This window comes from Pseudomonas sp. FG35, from assembly GCF_057809295.1.
The window spans coordinates 170794-189616 of record NZ_JBMDJR010000012.1; the positions used below are offsets into that span (position 1 = coordinate 170794).

Here is an 18823-nt window from a genome sequence, read left to right on the forward strand (position 1 = left end):
CTGCCCCATGACCGAGCCCATCCGTCTGACCCAATACAGCCACGGCGCCGGCTGTGGCTGCAAGATTTCGCCCAAGGTGCTGGAGGTGATTCTGGCCGGCAGCGGGGCGCAGAATCTTGATCCGAAACTGTGGGTCGGCAACGCGTCGCGCGATGACGCGGCGGTGTATGAAATCGATGCCGAGCGCGGGGTGGTCTCGACCACGGATTTTTTCATGCCGATCGTTGATGACCCGTTCGACTTCGGCCGGATTGCCGCCACCAATGCCATCAGCGACATCTACGCCATGGGCGGCGATCCGTTGATGGCGATTGCGATCCTCGGCTGGCCGGTCAATGTGCTGGCGCCGGAAGTGGCGCGGGACGTGATACGGGGGGGGCGAGCGGTGTGCGATGCGGCGGGGATTCCACTGGCCGGCGGGCATTCGATCGATGCACCGGAGCCGATCTTCGGTCTGGCTGTCACCGGGCTTGTGGAAAAGCGCTTCATGAAACGCAACGACACGGCCACCGCCGGTTGCCTGCTGTACCTGACCAAACCATTGGGCATCGGCATCCTCACCACCGCCGAGAAGAAGGGCAAGCTGCGCCCCGACGACATCGGCGTGGCCCGGGACTGGATGTGTACGCTGAACAAGCCCGGCAGCCGTTTTGGCAAACTGGCCGGGGTCACCGCGATGACCGATGTCACCGGCTTCGGCCTGCTCGGGCATCTGGTGGAAATGGCTGACGGCAGCCAGCTGACGGCGCGCATTTTTTACGACCGGGTGCCGCGACTGGCGAGCGTCGAGTATTACCTCGAACAGGGCTGCGTGCCCGGCGGCACCCTGCGTAATTTCGACAGTTATTCGGGCCGCGTCGGGCGGGTGCAGGAATTGCACAAACGGGTGCTGTGCGACCCGCAGACCAGCGGCGGTCTGCTGGTGGCCGTCACCCCTGAAGGCAATGCCGAATTCCTCGCCGTCGCTGCCGAACTCGGCCTCGCGCTTGAGCCGATCGGTGAGTTGATCGGGCGACAGAGCCACGCGGTCGAGGTGAATTGATGTCCATCGACGTCACCGACTACCGCGACATCTTCCTCAACGACCGACCGCTGATGGACGCCCGCGCGCCGGTCGAATTTCACAAGGGCGCGTTTCCCGGTGCGCTCAATCTGCCGCTGATGAACGACATCGAGCGTCAGCGAGTCGGCACTTGCTACAAGCATCACGGGCAGCAGGCGGCCATCGAGCTGGGCCATCAATTGGTGTCCGGTGCGGTCAAGGCCGAGCGCCTCCAGGCCTGGGCGGCGTTTGCCCGCGCGCATCCCGAGGGTTTTTTGTATTGCTTTCGTGGCGGCCTGCGTTCGCAGATCGTGCAGCAGTGGCTGAAGTCGGAAGCCGGCATCGATTACCCGCGTATCGGCGGAGGCTACAAGGCGCTGCGCGGTTTTCTGATCGACACTCTTGAATCAGCCTTGACCGACTGTGATTTCGTGCTGCTGGGCGGCATGACCGGCACCGGCAAGACCGAAGTGCTGGTGCAACTGCGCAACAGCGTGGATCTGGAAGGTCATGCCAATCACCGGGGCTCGAGTTTTGGCAAGCGCGCCACCGGTCAGCCGTCGAACATCGATTTCGAGAACCGGCTGGCCATCGACTTCCTGAAAAAGCGCGCCGCCGGCATCGATCAGTTTGTGCTGGAGGATGAGGGCCGGGTGGTGGGCAGCTGCGCGTTGCCCTTGCCGTTGTATCAGGGCATACAGCAGTACCCGATGGTCTGGCTGGAAGATCGTTTCGAGCAGCGCGTCGAGCGAATCCTGCGCGATTACGTGGTGGATTTGTCTGCCGAGTTTCAGGCGGTGCATGGGGAAGAAGGTTTCGGGCGGTTTTCCGAGCGCTTGCTGGATAGCCTCGACAACGTGCACAAACGCCTGGGTGGCGAGCGGCATCGACGGATGCGGGTGTTGATGGAGGAGGCGCTGGCGGAGCAGGGCCGCAGCGGGGCGGTGGAGTTGCATCGCGCGTGGATCGAGGGCTTGCTGCGCGAGTATTACGACCCCATGTATGTGTTTCAGCGCGAGAAGAAGGGCGGGCGGATCGAGTTTGCCGGGGAGCGGCAGGCCGTTATCGAGTACCTGCGTCAACGGGGCAAATCCCAGGCCTGACGGGGCCCGAACGGGCCCCGGGCACTCTCAGGTCGGACAGCTTTCCTGGCCGTTATCCAGCCCCTGTTTGTAGCTGTGGCTCTGCAGGCTGGCCTTGCCGTTGTGCCAGGTCAGGGTCAGCACATACAGCGAGTCGTAGTCGCTGGATTCCCAGTCATCGGTGATTTTCTGTTTTCCGCCTACCGCATTGCCGGCAACCTTGTTGATCAATTCAGGAAGGTAACCATGGGACCACGCGGTGTAGATGGTCGAGTTGTGGTACTTGTCGTCGGTCAGTTCCCGGGCCAGGTCACTGGTGTCGTTGGCCGAGAACTCGATGTTCACCGGCAGGCCGAGTTTGATCGCGGCCGGGCTGATGGTCATCAGCGGGCGGATGTAGCTGTAGGAATTGTCCAGTTCGCCTTCTTCGACATTGCGCGTCGGGTTGGCGGCGAACACATAGTCGGCCTTGCCGAATTTTTCCGGCAGCAGGGTCGACAGGTCGATGGCCCGGTTCAGGCCCTGGCAGTTGAGCTGGCCGAGACCGCCGGCCGGTTTCTCTGCGTGACGCAGGAACACCAGGGTCTGGGTGCCGTCCACCGGTTGCGCACGGCTTTCGCTGGATTCCAGCGACAGGAACAGCGCGCTGACCGCCAGCAGGGTGGGCAGGGCCACATACGCGCGATGTTTGAAGCGGTTGGCGACTTTCATCAAGTTCGTCATGGGATAAGGCGTCTTCAGTCTGTTCGGTTAAGGCTGACAAACCTCTGCACCGGTGCATGGGCGCCGGGTGTTTTCCCTGTCATCACTGGCTTGCTTGGAGCCCCCTGAGGCCCGTTTGGTTCGATCCGCTTGAGTGCGCCGCACTTTACCTTTGAGGCTGCGCGGTTGGAGGGAAGGTTAACCACAGGATGTTGCGGATTTAAGTAAGCCTGCGGGGCAGGTGTGTAAAGAACCCGAGCCAGAGCGCTGATCGTGGATTATGCTCAGGCCTTTCATTTTGTGACTGGATGCTACACATGACTGATCTGTCCGCGTTCCCGATCACCCAGAAATGGCCGGCGCAGTACCCTGACTGGATTCAGCTCTATTCCCTGCCGACCCCCAACGGCGTCAAGGTCTCGATCATGCTCGAAGAAATCGGCCTGCCGTACGAGCCGCACCGCGTGGGCTTCGACACCAATGACCAGATGTCCCCGGAATTCCTGTCGCTGAACCCGAACAACAAGATCCCGGCGATCCTCGACCCCCACGGTCCCGAGGACAAACCGCTGCCGTTGTTCGAGTCCGGCGCGATCCTGATCTACCTCGCCGACAAGAGCGGTCAGTTGCTGGCCCAGGAAGGCGCGCTGCGCTACGAGACCATTCAATGGCTGATGTTCCAGATGGGCGGTATCGGCCCGATGTTCGGCCAGCTCGGTTTCTTCAACAAATTCGCCGGCAAGGACTACGAAGACAAGCGTCCCCGTGACCGCTACGTCGAAGAAAGCCGCCGCCTGCTCAGCGTCCTGAACACCCGTCTGGAAGGGCGCGACTGGATCATGGGCGAGCGCTACACCATCGCCGACATCGCCACGTTCCCGTGGGTGCGCAACCTGATCGGCTTCTACGAGGCCGGCGATCTGGTCGGCATCAACAACTTCCCGAACGTCACCCGGGTGCTGGAGCGCTTCCTGGCACGGCCGGCGGTTGTGCGCGGCTTGACCATTCCTTCCTGATCCTGTGGCAGCCGGGTGCGCAGATTGTTGCGTGCCCGGTAACGCACTGTTGATTGATCCAGGTTTGTACCCCGTCCCCCGCAAGGCATAAGCTTCGCCCCCTACGACTTTCGTCTCATCCGCTGTTTTCAGGAAAGGCCCCATGTCCAGTCAGTTCCCCGAAGCACGTCCACGCCGTCTGCGCCGCAATGCGAGCCTGCGCAGCCTGTTCCAGGAAACCGAGTTTTCCCTCAACGATCTGGTGCTGCCGATCTTCGTCGAAGAAGAGATCGACGATTTCGTGCCGATCAAGAGCATGCCCGGCGTGATGCGTATTCCCGAGCGCAAACTGGCCGGCGAGATCGAGCGTTACGCCCGGGCCGGGATCAAGTCGGTGATGACGTTTGGCGTGTCTCATCACCTGGACGCCAACGGCAGCGACACCTGGCGTGAGAACGGTCTGGTGTCTCGCATGTCGCGGATCGCCAAGGACGCCGTGCCGGACATGATCGTGATGTCAGACACCTGCTTCTGCGAGTACACCGACCACGGCCATTGCGGCGTGATGCACAACCATGAAGTCGACAACGACCAGACCCTGATCAACCTCGGCAAGCAAGCGGTGGCGGCGGCGCGTGCCGGTGCCGACGTGATCGCGCCATCGGCAGCGATGGACGGCCAGGTGCGGGCGATTCGCCGGGCGCTGGACGATGCCGGCTTCTCGCAGATTCCGATCATGGCCTACTCGACCAAATTCGCCTCGGCGCTCTACGGCCCGTTCCGCGAGGCTGGTGGCAGCGCGCTGAAGGGCGATCGCAAAAGCTATCAGATGAACCCGATGAACCGCCGCGAAGCCCTGCGCGAATCGTTGCTCGACGAGCAGGAAGGCGCCGACGCACTGATGGTCAAACCGGCCGGCGCGTACCTGGACATCATCCGCGACATCCGCGAAGCCTCGACCCTGCCGCTGGCGGCGTATCAGGTCAGCGGCGAGTACGCGATGATCAAGTTCGGCGCCCAGGCCGGGGCTATCGACGAAGATCGCGTGGTGCGCGAAAGCCTCGGTGCGATCAAACGCGCGGGTGCGGATCTGATCTTCACCTACTTTGCGATGGACCTGGCCCTGGCCGGGATCTGATCCTTCAGGGGCAATTGAAAAACGGCCGGATCCCGTGATCACGGAAATACCGTTCGATCACCTTCGGATCCGCGCTGTTGTCGGCAATCGCCACGTAGGTATCCGGGCGCAGCAGGTAAAAGCCGTTGCGCCCCAGTCCCGCCGTTTCAAACGCCGGGCGCCAGTCGAACACGTGCAGCGGCAAGTGATGTTCATTGCACCAGGCGATCATCTCGTCGCTGGTGTCGCCGTACACATGCACCTGCCAGCACGGATGGCGCAACGGTTCGTAATTGTCCCCCTCGCCATCATGAGCCCACGGCAAGCGGTCACCGCCGTGGACGTGCCCGGCCACGCCTTCACTCAACGCCATGCCCCGATAGTTGAGGGTGATCTGCGACACCGTGCGAAACAGGAATTCGCGGCTGGTTTCGAACGAGGCCATTTTCGGAATCAGGAACGGTGCCAGCCGCGTGCGCAACAGGTCGGCCATTCGGCCTTCGGCGGTGACGAAGCTGAAGACCTTGTCGGTGGTCGACACCAGTCGCCGGGCGAAGGCGATGCGTTCGGTTTCGTAGCTGTCGAGCAGTTGGGGCGTGGCTGCGCCGCCGAGCACTGCCGCGAGTTTCCACGCCAGATTGATCGCATCGCCGATGCCGGTGTTCATGCCCTGACCGCCGGCCGGACTGTGCACATGCGCCGCATCGCCGAGCAGAAACGCCCGGCCCTGGCGAAAGTGATCCGCCACCCGATGATGCACGCGGTAGGTGGAGAACCAGTTGACGTCCTCGATGTGCACGTTCAGATGTTCGATGGCGCGATTGCTGACATCGGAAAACTCGAGGGTTTCGGCACGATCCGCACGTTCGTCACGCACCGTGCCGATCAACCGCGCACGGCCTTCGCCGGCCAGCGGAAACACCGCGAGAAAGTCCGCTTCATCCAGATCCAGATGCAACTCGCCATTGAGCGCGGGGCCGCTGGCCCGCACATCGGCGACGTAGAAAATCTGCTGATAAGTGCCGCCGGGAAAACCGGTGTCGAGGGTTTTGCGCACGACCGAACGGGCGCCGTCACACCCGGCCAGATAGCAGGCCTGGCAGATTTCCTGCTCGCCATCCGGCAGGCGCAAATGCGCGGTGAGGCCGTCGCCGTTTTCGGTGAAACTCTCCAGCGTCGTGTTGCGCTCGACGGTCACGTCGTAGTCTTCGAGGCGGTCGATCAACAGTCGCTCGTGTTCGTCCTGCGGGTACATTTCCAGAAAGGCATAGGGCGTCAGGCCTTCGCCGATCCGGTTCAGCGGCAGTTGTGCCACAGGTTTGCCCTTGACCCAGAAATTGGCCGCCGCCACCCGGTGACCGTTACGCACTATCGCGTCGGCCAGATCCAGTTGCCGGTACAGCTCAAGGGTGCGCGCCTGCACCGCCAGCGCCCTTGAAGTGGTGCCCGGCGCGGAAGCCTTGTCTATGATGCGCACCCGCACGCCCAGTTTGCTCAGCCACAGGGCCAGCACCAGCCCGGTGGGGCCCGCGCCGATGATCAGAACATCACTGCGGTTCATGGTCTGTCCTCCTCGCGTGTCCTGACCTGCGGCATGCACTGAGTGTGCAGCAGCAAGTATGGATCAGACGGCGAGGGCGGCCAGTCGGCCTGCCAAACGGGGCGATGGAACAGCGCCGCTGGCCCGCAGTCCTATCCTGCACCCTGCGATTGAGCGTAGGGTTAACCCGGCTCAACGGACTGGATGAAGTGTATGCACACCCCTCGATTAATCGTCAGCCTAGCCGCGCTGCTGGTACTGGCCGGTTGCGCCGGTCAACGCAGCGAAGAAGCGGCGCCGCGCCCGCCCGCCGAGGTCAAGGCGCAGATCGTGCGCCTGCTGCCGGCCAAAACCGTCGACCGCCAGGGCTGGGCCACTGACATCTACGCTGCTTTCGCCGCTCAGGGCATCAGCCCGACCACGCAGAATCTGTGTTCGGTGCTGGCCGTCACCGAGCAGGAATCCACCTTTCAGGTCGATCCGCCAGTGCCGGGCCTGGGCAAGATCGCCCGTGACGAAATCGACCGCCGCGCCGCCAAGGTGCATATCCCGAGCCTGTTGGTCAGCGGCGCCTTGCAGGTGCGCTCGCCGAACGGCAAGACCTACAGCGAACGCCTGAGTGCCGCCCGCAGCGAAAAGGAATTGAGCGCAATTTTCGATGATTTCATCGGCTCGGTGCCGATGGGTCGCACGCTGTTCAGCGGTTTCAACCCGGTGCACACCGGCGGGCCGATGCAGGTCAGCATCGAATTCGCCGAGCAGCACGCCAAGGACTACCCGTACCCGGTGGACGGGACGATTCGTCGCGAGGTGTTCAGCCGTCGCGGCGGGATGTATTTCGGCATCGCCCATCTGCTGGGTTATCCGGTGAGTTACCGCGAGCCGTTGTACCGCTTCGCCGATTTCAACGCCGGCTGGTACGCCAGTCGCAACGCGGCGTTTCAGAACGCGGTCAGCCGGGCGTCGGGCATTCCGCTGGCGCTGGATGGCGACCTGATCCGCCCGGGCGCGATCATGCCGGGCAGCACTGAACTGGCGGTGCGCGCCCTCGGCAAATCCCTGGGCATGCGCAATCCGGTGATCCGCGATCAACTGGAGAAGGGCGATAGCCTGGCCTTCGAGGAGACCAAACTGTATCAACGGGTCTTCGAGCTGGCGGAGCGTGCGGAAGGCAAGTCACTGCCCCGTGCGGTGTTGCCGGGCATCGTGCTGCAGAGCCCGAAGATCACCCGCAAACTGACCACGGCGTGGTTTGCCAAACGGGTCGACGAGCGTTATCGGCGCTGCATGGCCAAGGGCTGAGGTCGATCAAAAAGGTATAAAAAAACCCGGCTGACGGGAGCCGGGTTTTTTCTGGGTTGTTGCGATCAAGCCATTCATTCAGGCAACGCGGCGTTCGATCAGACGATCCGATCCACCTTCGGCAACGCGGCGTTCAATCAGACGATCCGAGCCACCTTCGGCAACGCGACGTTCAATCAGACGATCCGAACCACCTTCGGCAACGCGACGTTCGATCAGACGATCCGAGCCACCTTCGGCAACGCGGCGCTCGATCAGACGATCCGAACCACCTTCGGCAACGCGGCGTTCGATCAGACGATCCGAACCGCCTTCGGCGATCATGGTGTGGGCAGGTTTGGCGGCAAATGCGTTGAAGGCCAGAACCGAAAGGGCAATGCTGAGGATGACTTGGCGTTTCATGATTGTGTGCTCCGGGGTGTTGTTTGTTTGGTATGGAGCCGATGTTACGCCCGGGATTTTTTAAGAGAACTTCATTGACGTGATGGTGAACATCGACGCCGATGATGGTTTGTCACAGCACCTTCACTGCGCGGCCAATTGCCTGGATCGGCCCGGTGGGTTTGCCGATCGGCGAGCCGTTGGCGCCTTCCAGCGTCAGCTCGAACAATTGGTTAGGTTGCAGCGGCGGCAGTTTGTCCAGCGGGATCGACAGCGCTTGCCCTGGCTTGACCAGCCCCAGCGACACCGGACCCTGCCAGCCGTCGGCCTTGGTCCAGAATTCCAGCGCCTTGTCCGTCGGCACCTCGACCACGCCCAGCGGAATCAACTGAATCTCCCGTGGGTTGCTGGCCTGGATCACCCAGCCCGGCGCCTTGTCCTGCGGGGCGACCAGCACCACCAGAAAGCTCGGTTTCGGGGTGGTTTGAGTTAGCAGGATCGAACCCAGCAACAAGGTCGCGGCCAGCCCGGCAGCGCTCAAGCCGCGCCACAGCGACAGGCGGTTCCACCAGGAAATCTCTGGCGCCCTCTTGTGGGTGAGTTGCCCGACACTGCGTTCGATGCGTTGCCACAACTGCGACGAGGGCTGATGCGCCGGCGCGAGGTCGGTCAGTTCCAGCAGACGCCGCTCCCAGGCGTCCACGGCTGCTTGCAGTTCGGGTTCGTTGGGCAAGCGTCGTTGCACTTCGGCGCGCGCTTCGGCCGAGAGGGTGCCGAGCACGTATTCGCTGGCCAGTTCATCGCGTTCCTGCGCCGATTCGGTGGTCATCCCATGCACTCCCGCAACGCATTGAGGCTGCGCTTGATCCAGGCTTTGACGGTGCCCAGCGGCGTGTCGAGGCGTTGGGCGATCTGTGCGTGGCTGTAACCGTCGACGTAGGCGTGAAGGATGCAGCGGCGGCGTTGCGGTTCCAGTTGATGCAGGCAGCGATGGATGCGGGTCGATTGCGCCAGCGCATCGAAGTCGTCATCAATCGCCGGAGATTCGTTGCTGTCGTTCAACGGCGTTTCCCGGTCGTGATTGCGCAGCACATTCAGCGCCAGATGGCGGGTCACGCTGAACATCCAGCCCCGGGCCGAACCGCGCGCCGGATCGAACCCCGACGCGCCAGCCCAGATCTTGATGAATGCGTCGTGAACGATGTCTTCGGCCAGCGCCGTGTCTCGCACCAGACGCCGGGCCACACCGAGCAGCCGCGGGCTTTCCTGCACATACAATTCGCGCAGGGCCCCGCGCTCGCCGCGGGCACAGGCGGCGAGGCGGGCTTCGTAATCGAACGCGGTTTCGGGTAATGGCATGTCTTGCAATCTAGCAAGCATCGGCCAAACGTCCAGTCAGGCTCAGTTCGCCGCCCAGAAAATGTAGTCGGCCTGGTACTTCACCACTTCCTGTTTGCCCTTGTTGGCTGCCGTGCATTCGCTGCCTGGCGCCACGCCGCCCTTGAGCGCGACGCGCTGGATGTAGCTCACGCCGCTCATGGCGCCTTTGCCCTCGGCGGGGTTGGCCTTGACCAGCTGATAGGGCAGGTTGCCCGGGCTCGACGGCGCTACGGCCAGTTGCGTGCCGGTGACTTTCGAGCCGTCCTTTGCCTGCCAGGTGGCGGGCGGGCCGAAGTAGGTGCCGACCTGTTTGCCGCTGCGATCGTTGAGCACCGCTTTCGGGCCGACGAACACCCACTCGGTCTGGCCGGCGACATTGGCCTTGTCCCGGCATTCGTAGGTGATCTCGCCGACCCCGGTGGTTTCCATCGCGATCTTGTGGCCGTCCGGCACTTTGATCGCGTCGGGATAACTGCTTTGGGCAAAGCTTGTCGAGGCGACGGCGAGCAAACCGGTGAAGCCGATCAGTTGGGTGATGTTCATCAGTGTTTCTCCGAAAAAGGGTAAACCGCTGACAGCCGAAAGAGGGCTGTTACAGGGACTACCCGTGACGGAGGCGTTTGGATGCAGGGCCCGACAAATAATTTTGAAAACACTGCAAGCCCGCTCCCACAGGGATCTTCAGCATTGGTCAGATTGTTGTAACCAGCTCTTTCCCGGTTTTTGCCAATGCCAGGCCGGAGGCCTTCAGGAGTTCCTGGGTGTAGGCATGCTGCGGCGCCGCAAAAATCTCCCGGGACGACCCCTGTTCCACCACCTTGCCGTCCTTGATCACCATCAAGTCGTGCGCCAGCGCATGCACCACCGCCAGGTCATGGCTGATGAACAGGTACGTCAAGCCATGGCGGATCTGCAACTGCCGCAACAACTCCACCACCTGTTTCTGCACCGTGCGATCCAGCGCCGAGGTCGGTTCGTCGAGCAGAATCAACGCCGGTTCCAGCACCAATGCGCGGGCGATGGAAATGCGCTGGCGCTGGCCACCGGAGAACTCATGGGGATAGCGATGCCGGCTCTGCGGATCGAGGCCGACTTCCTTCAAGACGCGGATCACCGCAGCCTCACGTTCTTCGGGCGTGCCGATGCCGTGGGTCAGCAGGCCTTCGGCGATGATCTGCTGCACCGACATCCGTGGGCTGAGGCTGCCGAACGGGTCCTGGAACACCACCTGAATCTGCCGGCGCAACGGGCGCATCAAGCGCTGATTGAGCAGGCTCAAATGCTTGTTGCCGAAGCGAATATCGCCCTCGGATTCCACCAGCCGCAGAATCGCCTGGCCCAGCGTCGACTTGCCCGAGCCGGACTCGCCGACAATCCCCAGGGTCTTGCCCCGTTGCAGCCGGAAACTCACGCCGTCCACGGCCTTGATGTATTGCTGGGTGCAGCTGAACAACGCCTTGGGCAGCGGGAACCAGACTTTCAGATCGTCCACCTCCAGCAGGTTGTGATCGTAGCGACTCTGCACCGGCGCGCCGGACGGTTCCGCCTCGATCAGCAGGCGACTGTAAGGATGCTGCGGGGCGCGGAACAGTGTTTCGCAGTCGGCCTGTTCGACGATCTCCCCGTGGCGCATCACGCACACCCGTTGGGCGATGCGTCGCACCAGATTGAGGTCGTGAGTGATCAGCAGCAGCGACATGCCCAGGCGTTGCTGCAACTCGATCAGCAGCTCGAGAATCTTCTGCTGTACGGTCACGTCCAGCGCCGTGGTCGGCTCATCGGCGATCAGCAATTCCGGTTCGTTGGCCAGCGCCATGGCGATCATCACCCGTTGCCGCTGGCCGCCGGAGAGCTGGTGCGGATAGGCCTTCAAACGCTGCAACGGCTGGCGAATGCCGACCAGTTCCAGCAGCTCCAGCGTGCGCTGGCGCGCGGCGCGGCCCTTGAGTCCCTTGTGGATCTCCAGCACTTCGCTGATCTGTTTTTCCACCGTGTGCAACGGGTTCAGCGAGGTCATCGGCTCCTGGAAAATCATCGCGATGCGATTGCCGCGCAAGCCGCGCAGTTGTTGTTCGCTGGCGTGCAGCAAGTCCACGCCGTTGTAGCGGATGCTGCCCGTGCTACTGACGGTCTTGCCTGGCAGCAAACGCAGGATCGAGTGCGCCGTCACCGACTTGCCCGAGCCGGATTCACCGACCAGTGCCAGGCATTCGCCACGGCGGATGTCGAGGTTCACGCCGTGCACCACTTCGTGCCCGGCGAAGGCGACGCGCAGGTCGCGGATTTCAATCAGGTTGTCGGTCATTTCAGCTCCGGGGATCAGGATCGCGGATCGAACGCGTCACGGCAGGCTTCGCCGATGAACACCAGCAAGGACAGAATCAGCGCCAGGGCAAAAAACGCCGTCAGCCCCAGCCACGGCGCTTGCAGATTGCGCTTGGCCTGGCCGATCAGTTCACCCAGCGACGCGGTGCCGGCGGGCATGCCGAAACCGAGAAAATCCAGCGCGGTGAGGGTGGCGATGGCGCCGGTCAGAATGAACGGCAGGTAGGTGAGGGTGGAGGTCATGGCGTTGGGCAGAATGTGCCGGCGCATCAGCTCGCTGTCCGTCAGGCCCAGGGCCCGCGCGGCCTTGACGTATTCCAGGCTGCGCCCGCGCAGGAACTCGGCGCGCACCACATCCACCAGTGCCAGCCAGGAAAACAGCGCCATGATCCCCAGCAGCCACCAGAAACTCGGCGAGACGAACCCCGACAAAATGATCAGCAGGTACAGCACCGGCAGCCCCGACCAGATCTCCAGCACCCGCTGCCCGAGCAAGTCGACCCAGCCGCCGTAATAACCCTGCAACGCCCCGGCCACGATGCCGACCAGCGCACTGACGGCGGTGAGGATCAGCGCAAACAGAATCGAAATCCGCGTGCCGAAAATCACCCGCGCCAACACGTCCCGCGCCTGATCGTCGGTGCCCAGCCAGTTGCTCGAGGACGGCGGGCTCGGCGCCGGTTCGGTGAGGTCGTAATTGACCGTGTCGTAGCTGAACGGGATCGGTGGGAACAGCATCCAGCCGCCCTGATCCTCGATCAGTTTGTGTACGTAATTGCTGGCGTAATCCGGCTGGAACGGCAGTTCGCCGCCGAAATCGGTTTCCAGATAATCGCTGAGGATCGGGAAGTAAAAGGCGTTGTGGTAGCGGATCACCAGCGGTTTGTCGTTGGCGATCAGTTCGCCGCCGAGGCAGATCAGGCACAGCCCGATGAACAGCCACAGCGACCAGCGCCCGCGACGGTTGGCCTTGAATTGGGCGATGCGCCGCCGGCCCAGAGGGGAGAGTGTGAACATCAGGCAGTCCTCGCCGAGAAGTCGATGCGCGGGTCGAGCAGGGTGTAGCAGAGGTCGCCGATCAGCTTGATCAACAGGCCGAACAGGGTGAACAGAAACAGCGTGCCGAACACCACCGGGTAGTCCCGCGACACCGCCGCTTCGTAGCTCATGCGCCCGAGGCCGTCGAGGTTGAAGATGGTTTCGATCAGCAGCGAGCCGGCGAAAAACACCTCGATCAATGCCGATGGCACTCCGGCCACCACCAGCAGCATTGCGTTGCGAAACACATGGCCGTAGAGCACGCGCCTTTCGGTCAGGCCCTTGGCGCGCGCGGTGATCACGTACTGGCGGCTGATCTCGTTGAGGAAGCTGTTTTTGGTCAGGATCGTCAGCGTCGCAAAACCGCCGATCACCAGCGCCGTCACCGGCAACACCAGGTGCCAGAGGTAGTCGCCGACCTTGCCCCACAGGCTCAGGCTGTCGAAATTGTCCGAAACCAGGCCCTGCACCGGAAACCAGTTGACGTAGCTGCCCCCGGCGAACACCACGATCAACAGAATCGCGAACAGAAACGCCGGCATCGCGTAACCGACGATGATCGCCGTACTGCTCCAGACATCGAACGCGCTACCGTTTTTGATTGCCTTGCGAATGCCCAGCGGGATCGAGATCAGGTAGGTGATCAAGGTCGCCCACAGGCCGAGGGACAGCGACACCGGCAGTTTCTGCACAATCAGATCGGTCACCTTCGCACCGCGAAAGAAGCTGCTGCCCAAATCCAGTTGCGCGTAGTTCTTGAGCATCAGCCACAGGCGTTCGTGCATCGGCTTGTCGAAGCCGTAGTGGTGTTTGATCTCTTCGATCAGCGCCGGGTCCAGGCCACGGCTGCTGCGCCCGGCACCGCCGATCGCGGTGACCTCGCTGGCGCCGCCCATGCTGTGCCCGCCGAAGCCTTGCAGGCGGGCGATGGCTTGTTCCACCGGGCCGCCGGGCGCGGCCTGCACGATGACGAAGTTGACCACCAGAATGCACAGCAGCGTCGGGATGATCAGCAACAGACGTCGACTCAGATATCGCCACATGTCACTGGCCCCCCGCGAGCTGGCGCAAGGCACTCATCTGCTGATTGGTCAGCGGCTTGGCCGAGACCTCCCACCAGGTGTCGAGGCCTTCGCTGTAAATCGGCTGCACAGGTGGCCTGCCAAAGCGGTTCTGATACACCGTCGGCGTGCCTTTGGAGTAGTAGTTGGGAATCATGTAGTCACCCCATTGCAGCACCCGGTCGAGGGCGCGGGCGTAACGCACCATGGCGTCGCGGGTATTGGCCTGGACCAGGCCGTCGATCAGCCGGTCCACCGCAGGATCCGCCAGCACCATCGAATTGGAACTGCCGACCTGCGTGGCGCTCTGTGAGGCGTACAGGCTGTACAACTCGCGGCCCGGCGAGACGATCGGATCGCCGCTGCGCGGGAAACTGGTGACGATCATGTCGTAGTCCCGGGCGTTGAGCCGGTTGATGTATTGCGCCGAATCGATACGTCGCAAGTTGAGGGTGATGCCGATCTGCGCCAGGGTGCGTTTGTACGGCAGCAGCATGCGGTCGAAGCCGCCCTGGCCGTCGAGGAAGGTGAATTCGAAGGGCTCGCCGGCGGCGTTCACCAGTCGGTTGTTTTTCGGCGTCCATCCGGCCTCGGCCAACAGCTTCAGGGCCTGCAACTGCTTGTCGCGGATGTAGCCGCTGCCATCGGTTTTCGGCGCCTGATAGACCCGGCTGAAAACCTCGTCCGGAATCTGTCCGCGCAGCGGTTCGAGGATCGCCAGCTCCCCGGCGTCGGGCAGCGCGGTGGCGGCCATTTCACTCTTCGGCCAGTAGCTGTTCTGGCGCACGTAGAAGCCGCGCATCATCTGCTTGTTGGTCCACTCGAAATCCCACAGCAGGCTCAGCGCCTGACGCACGCGGCGATCCTTGAACAGCGGATTCTGCAGGTTGAACACGAAACCCTGGGCGCAGGTCGGTTTGTCCGGAGCGAGAATTGCCTGTTGCAGGCGACCGTCGCGCAGGGCCGGGCTGTCGTAGCCGACCACGTAGCCGGACGAGGAAAACTCGCGGTTGTAGTCGAACGCGCCGGCCTGCAGCAATTGTCGGGCGACATCGGTGTCGCCGTAGAAATTCACGGTCAGGCTGTCGAAGTTGTACATCCCGCGACTGACCGGCAGGTCTTTGCCCCACCAGTGCGGATCTCTCTGAAAACTGATGCTGCGTCCTGCGTCGACCTTGCTCACCCGGTACGGGCCGCTGCCCAGCGGAGGCTCGAAGCCGCCGCCGTTGGCGAAGTCGCGGGTTTTCCACCAGTGCTCGGGCACCGGTCGCAGCGACGCCAGATCCAGCGCCAGGGTGCGGTTGAGGTTGTTCTTGAAGGTGAAGCGAATCTGCCGCGGGCCTTCGATCAGCACGTCCTGCACGTCGGCGTATTGCTGGCGATAACTCAGGCTGCCCTTGGTCATCAACAGTTCGAAGGTGTAGCGCACGTCCTCGGCGGTGATCGGCGTGCCATCGGCGAAACGCGCCTCGGGATTCAGGTTGAAACGCACCCACAGGCCGCCGGGATCGCGCTCCATGGATTGCGCCACCAGACCGTAGACGGTGTAAGGCTCGTCCAGCGAGCGGAACGCCAGCGGCGAATACACCCAGTCGTTGACCTGCACCACGGAAATGCCCTGATCGGCATACGGGGTGATGTAGTTGTACTGACCGATCTCCATCGAAGCGCGGCTGAGCGAGCCACCCTTGGGGGCGTCGGGATTGACGAAATCGAAGTGCTGGAAACCGGCGGGGTATTTCGGCGCCTCGCCGTACACCGTCATCGCGTAGCTGCCGCCGGCCAGCGCAGCTGCCGCGTTGCACAGCAGCGCGCTGCCGAGCAGCAGGCCGGCCATGTTGCGCATGAATGTCATGAAGTCGTTCCTCTGAGCGGGAAAAGCCCGGAGCGGCGGCTGGCCGCTGCGGGATGCGAATTCGCAAGGGGAAGGGGCCGGCCGGAGTCTTGCGCGGCCCCGACCGGGACTCAGAAGTGGTACGTCATGCGCGCAAACAGCGTACGGCCCAGCGGATCGGTGTAGCGCGGGTCATAACCGCTCTGGAAGTTGTAAGCCTGGTTGGAGAACGGCGGATCGCGGTCGAACAGGTTCTTCACCCCGGCGTCCACGTCCAGCACCTTGTCGAAGGTGTAGCCGGCCGAAAGGTCCCACACCGAGTACGACGCGACCCGTGCGTTGGTCTCGCGGTCGTAGTCGTTGTAGCCGGTGGTGAAGCGGTTGGTCAGTGCCGCGCGGGCGGCGCCGAAGGTCCAGGAACCGGTCAGGTTGTGTTTCCAGCGGGCGATCACACCGTCACCCCGGAAGTCGCCGACCTTGTCGGTGAACGGGCCCTTGATGGTGCTCTGGAAGTCGTACTCGTCGACATAAGTGCCTTGCAGGCCCAGGCCGAATTGACCGTACGGCGTGTTCGGGAAGCGATAGTCCAGCGACACATCGACGCCGTTGGTTTCGACGATGCCGAGGTTGGCGTTGCCGGTGACGATGTAATTGAGCGTGCCGTCGGCGTTGCGCACGAAGCGGTCAGGGTAGCTGCCGGCCTGATCGAACACGGTGGATTCCGGGAACGGCTGGATCTGGTTGGAGATGTGAATCCACCAGAAATCCAGGCCCACGGACAGATTGCTGACCGGCTGATAGACAAAGCCCAGCGTCACGTTGCGCGCCTTCTCCGGGGCCAGGTCTTCGTTGCCGCCGATCTGGTTGAGGAACTGCTGACCGCAATCGCGCCCGCCGTTGCCGCCCGGTTGCACCACGCCGCCAGTACACAGCACCGGGTCGTTGTAGTAGCCCTGGGTGTAGGTGATGCTGCGCGGCGAATACAGCTCATACAGCGACGGCGCACGGAAGCCTTCGCTGTAGGCGCCGCGGACCACCAGCTCCTTGAGCGGCTGATAACGGAACGAATATTTCGGGTTGGTGGTGCTGCCGAAGTCGCTGTATTTGTCGTGACGCACAGCGGCGGACAGTTCCAGGCTGTCGAGCACCGGTACGTTGATTTCCGCGTAGGCGGCTTTCACGCTGCGGTCGCCCTCGACGCTGCCGGCCGGGTCGATGCCCAGGCTCTGGATGTCGCCGGCAAAGGCTTCGTAGTCTTGGTGGAATTTCTCTTTGCGGTACTCGCCGCCCAGGGCCAGGCCGGACGGACCGGCACCGAACCAGTCACCGATCTCGCGGCTGATCCGCCCGTCGAAACCGGCGACCCGACCGACCGCCGTGGAATAGGCGCCGTGGTACGCGGCCTGGTCGATGTATTGCTGACCGGCGCTGGTCTGTGGGCCGAACGGGTTGAGCAGGCCGCTGGCCAGACCGTCGATCATCGCCTGATCGCTGACGTAGCCGCTGGTAACGCTGGAGACGATCTTGTTCTGGTTGTACGAGGCGCCAACGTTGTAGTCCCAGCCGCCCACCAGACCGTCGAAGCTCAGCAAAAAGCGCTGGCTGGTGTTCTGGTCTTTCGATTCACGCGGGCCGGCGGCGGTTTCGCGCCAGTTCACGTCCACCGGTTGCGTCGGGTCGAGGGCGAAACCGGTGGGCGCCGGGGTGATGCCGTTGCCGGGATAGTAGGGCGAGGACGAATCCAGGCTCAGGCCGGTCAATGGCGCCGGGCCGACAGCGGTGGCGTTGTTGTTGCGCGACCAGAAGTATTCAAGGTTGACGTTGTGGTCGTCGGCCAGTTTGCCGGTGGTCTTGCCGAAGAACGACGTCTTCTCGGTCTGCGGCACCAGGTCGATGAATTCCCGGGTGCTGAAGCGGCAGAGGCCGTCGCGGGCCACCAGGTTGGGGCCGTTGCAATTGCTGTTGGCCAGCGGGTTGGTGGCGTTGCCGTTCTGGCTGTAGTTGCCGGGGAACGCGGTGCCGGAGGTCTGGTCGAGGCCTCGGCCGGGCACGTAGTCGCGGGCGAAGGAGCGGTCGTTGGCGTCGAGGTTCTGTTGCTTGTTGTAGTTGAACACGCCGAGCACGTTGAAGCGGTCCTGTTCGAGGTCGCCGTAGCCCCAGCTGGCGCTCATGTCCTTGGTCGCACCGCCGCCGCTGTGGGTCGGGGTTTCGCCGCCGAGGGTGAGTTGGCCGTCGGTCATGGATTTCTTGGTGATGAAGTTGATCACGCCGCCGATGGCGTCGGTACCGTACAGGGCCGAGGCGCCGTCGCGCAGCACTTCCACGCGCTCGATCGCGGCAAACGGGATCATGTTCAGATCCACCGCGCCGCCGGCCGAGTTGGTGCCCGACAGGGCGTTGTTGGCCAGCCGGCGACCGTTGAGCAGCACCAGCGTCTTGTTCGCGCCGATGCCGCGCATGTCGGCGAACGATGCGCCGCCGGTGGCCGCTCCGACCGAGCCTGCGCTGTTGTTGATCGACTGGCTGCCGGTGATGCGCTGCACCAGTTCGGCGGTGGTAGTCACGCCCTGTTTGCGCAGCTCTTCAGCCTTGAGCACGGTGATCGGCACCGCCGTTTCCGCGTCGACCCGACGGATCGCCGAACCGGTCACTTCGACCCGTTGCAGTTGCGTGGTCGGCGCGACCACCGCAGCGGCGGCCGGGACGCTGTTGTCGTCCTCGGCGGCTTGAACCCCGGCGCCCATCCCCATGGCCACCAGGTACAACGGAACGAAACGGTGGCGGGAAATCGTCGCCACCAAGGGTTTGAGCGTGAAGCGTGGAGTGTTCATCAGCATGGTTGTTTCCGACTTTGTTAGACGTTTATCGAAATGGCCTTGTGAGCCCTCTTTGCACGGAGCACGGTGGTGCCGCGCCGCGAAAACCACTTTCTTCAAGCAAGCCGATCCCCTCCGAAGACGCGCTGCGTTTTTTCGGTCGGCCGATTGCGACGGGATTCAACGAGCGGTGCCGGGCGCGTCCCTC

16 protein-coding genes are annotated in these 18823 nt (G+C 63.1%); 5 read left to right on the forward strand and 11 right to left on the reverse strand.

The window, feature by feature from the left end; genetic code table 11:
* The first annotated feature begins 7 nt into the window (after positions 1 to 7).
* The gene (selD, locus tag ACODTD_RS22565; RefSeq protein ID WP_489105227.1) at positions 8 to 1042 is read left to right on the forward strand and encodes a selenide, water dikinase SelD; all 1035 of its coding nucleotides are present in this window, start codon (positions 8 to 10) and stop codon (positions 1040 to 1042) included.
* Complete coding sequence (gene mnmH, locus ACODTD_RS22570) at positions 1042 to 2145, forward strand: tRNA 2-selenouridine(34) synthase MnmH (RefSeq protein ID WP_489105228.1); 1104 nt, start codon at positions 1042 to 1044, stop codon at positions 2143 to 2145. The genes selD and mnmH overlap by 1 nt, the downstream gene beginning before the upstream one ends.
* 27 nt (positions 2146 to 2172) lie before the next feature.
* On the opposite strand, the gene ACODTD_RS22575 is transcribed toward mnmH, so the two are convergent.
* Entirely contained in the window at positions 2173 to 2847 is a 675-nt protein-coding gene (locus ACODTD_RS22575) for a hypothetical protein (protein ID WP_011335086.1), read from the reverse strand.
* 296 nt (positions 2848 to 3143) lie between these two features.
* Between ACODTD_RS22575 and ACODTD_RS22580 the strand changes: the two genes are divergently transcribed.
* Both ACODTD_RS22580 and hemB read left to right on the forward strand, forming a co-directional pair.
* On the forward strand, positions 3144 to 3842 hold the full coding sequence (locus ACODTD_RS22580) for a glutathione S-transferase family protein (protein ID WP_039770231.1): 699 nt from the start codon (positions 3144 to 3146) through the stop codon (positions 3840 to 3842).
* Positions 3843 to 3984: 142 nt separating this feature from the next.
* Positions 3985 to 4959, forward strand: a complete 975-nt coding sequence (gene hemB, locus ACODTD_RS22585) for a porphobilinogen synthase (protein WP_011335084.1) — start codon at positions 3985 to 3987, stop codon at positions 4957 to 4959.
* Positions 4960 to 4963: 4 nt separating this feature from the next.
* Here hemB and ACODTD_RS22590 read toward each other — a convergent pair whose 3' ends face one another.
* Entirely contained in the window at positions 4964 to 6499 is a 1536-nt protein-coding gene (locus ACODTD_RS22590) for an FAD-dependent oxidoreductase (protein WP_489105229.1), read from the reverse strand.
* Between the two features lie 192 nt (positions 6500 to 6691).
* Here ACODTD_RS22590 and ACODTD_RS22595 point away from each other — a divergent pair, with 192 nt between their 5' ends.
* Positions 6692 to 7780 (forward strand): DUF1615 domain-containing protein, encoded by a 1089-nt coding sequence (locus tag ACODTD_RS22595; RefSeq protein WP_285354428.1) that lies wholly within the window; start codon positions 6692 to 6694, stop codon positions 7778 to 7780.
* Between the two features lie 78 nt (positions 7781 to 7858).
* Here ACODTD_RS22595 and ACODTD_RS22600 read toward each other — a convergent pair whose 3' ends face one another.
* From ACODTD_RS22600 to ACODTD_RS22640, 9 genes are all read right to left on the reverse strand, one after another.
* A complete protein-coding gene (locus ACODTD_RS22600; RefSeq protein ID WP_064597933.1) occupies positions 7859 to 8182 on the reverse strand; it encodes a hypothetical protein in 324 nt (107 codons plus the stop codon).
* Between the two features lie 112 nt (positions 8183 to 8294).
* Positions 8295 to 8990 (reverse strand): anti-sigma factor, encoded by a 696-nt coding sequence (locus tag ACODTD_RS22605; RefSeq protein WP_285354427.1) that lies wholly within the window; start codon positions 8988 to 8990, stop codon positions 8295 to 8297.
* A complete protein-coding gene (locus ACODTD_RS22610) occupies positions 8987 to 9520 on the reverse strand; it encodes a sigma-70 family RNA polymerase sigma factor (protein ID WP_041475357.1) in 534 nt (177 codons plus the stop codon). Before ACODTD_RS22610 ends, ACODTD_RS22605 begins: the two co-directional genes overlap by 4 nt.
* 42 nt (positions 9521 to 9562) lie before the next feature.
* Positions 9563 to 10084, reverse strand: coding sequence for a DUF3455 domain-containing protein (locus ACODTD_RS22615; RefSeq protein WP_011335078.1), 522 nt, complete (start codon positions 10082 to 10084; stop codon positions 9563 to 9565).
* 148 nt (positions 10085 to 10232) lie between these two features.
* The gene (locus ACODTD_RS22620) at positions 10233 to 11846 is read right to left on the reverse strand and encodes an ABC transporter ATP-binding protein (protein ID WP_285354426.1); all 1614 of its coding nucleotides are present in this window, start codon (positions 11844 to 11846) and stop codon (positions 10233 to 10235) included.
* A gap of 14 nt (positions 11847 to 11860) precedes the next feature.
* Positions 11861 to 12883, reverse strand: coding sequence for an ABC transporter permease (locus ACODTD_RS22625; RefSeq protein WP_011335076.1), 1023 nt, complete (start codon positions 12881 to 12883; stop codon positions 11861 to 11863).
* The gene (locus ACODTD_RS22630) at positions 12883 to 13947 is read right to left on the reverse strand and encodes a microcin C ABC transporter permease YejB (protein ID WP_011335075.1); all 1065 of its coding nucleotides are present in this window, start codon (positions 13945 to 13947) and stop codon (positions 12883 to 12885) included. Before ACODTD_RS22630 ends, ACODTD_RS22625 begins: the two co-directional genes overlap by 1 nt.
* Before the next feature lies 1 nt (position 13948).
* Positions 13949 to 15820, reverse strand: a complete 1872-nt coding sequence (locus ACODTD_RS22635; RefSeq protein WP_285354425.1) for an extracellular solute-binding protein — start codon at positions 15818 to 15820, stop codon at positions 13949 to 13951.
* 110 nt (positions 15821 to 15930) lie between these two features.
* Positions 15931 to 18636 carry a TonB-dependent receptor gene (locus tag ACODTD_RS22640; RefSeq protein ID WP_489105230.1) on the reverse strand — a complete coding sequence of 902 codons (2706 nt, stop codon included), beginning with the start codon at positions 18634 to 18636 and terminating at the stop codon, positions 15931 to 15933.
* Positions 18637 to 18823: the final 187 nt, after the last annotated feature.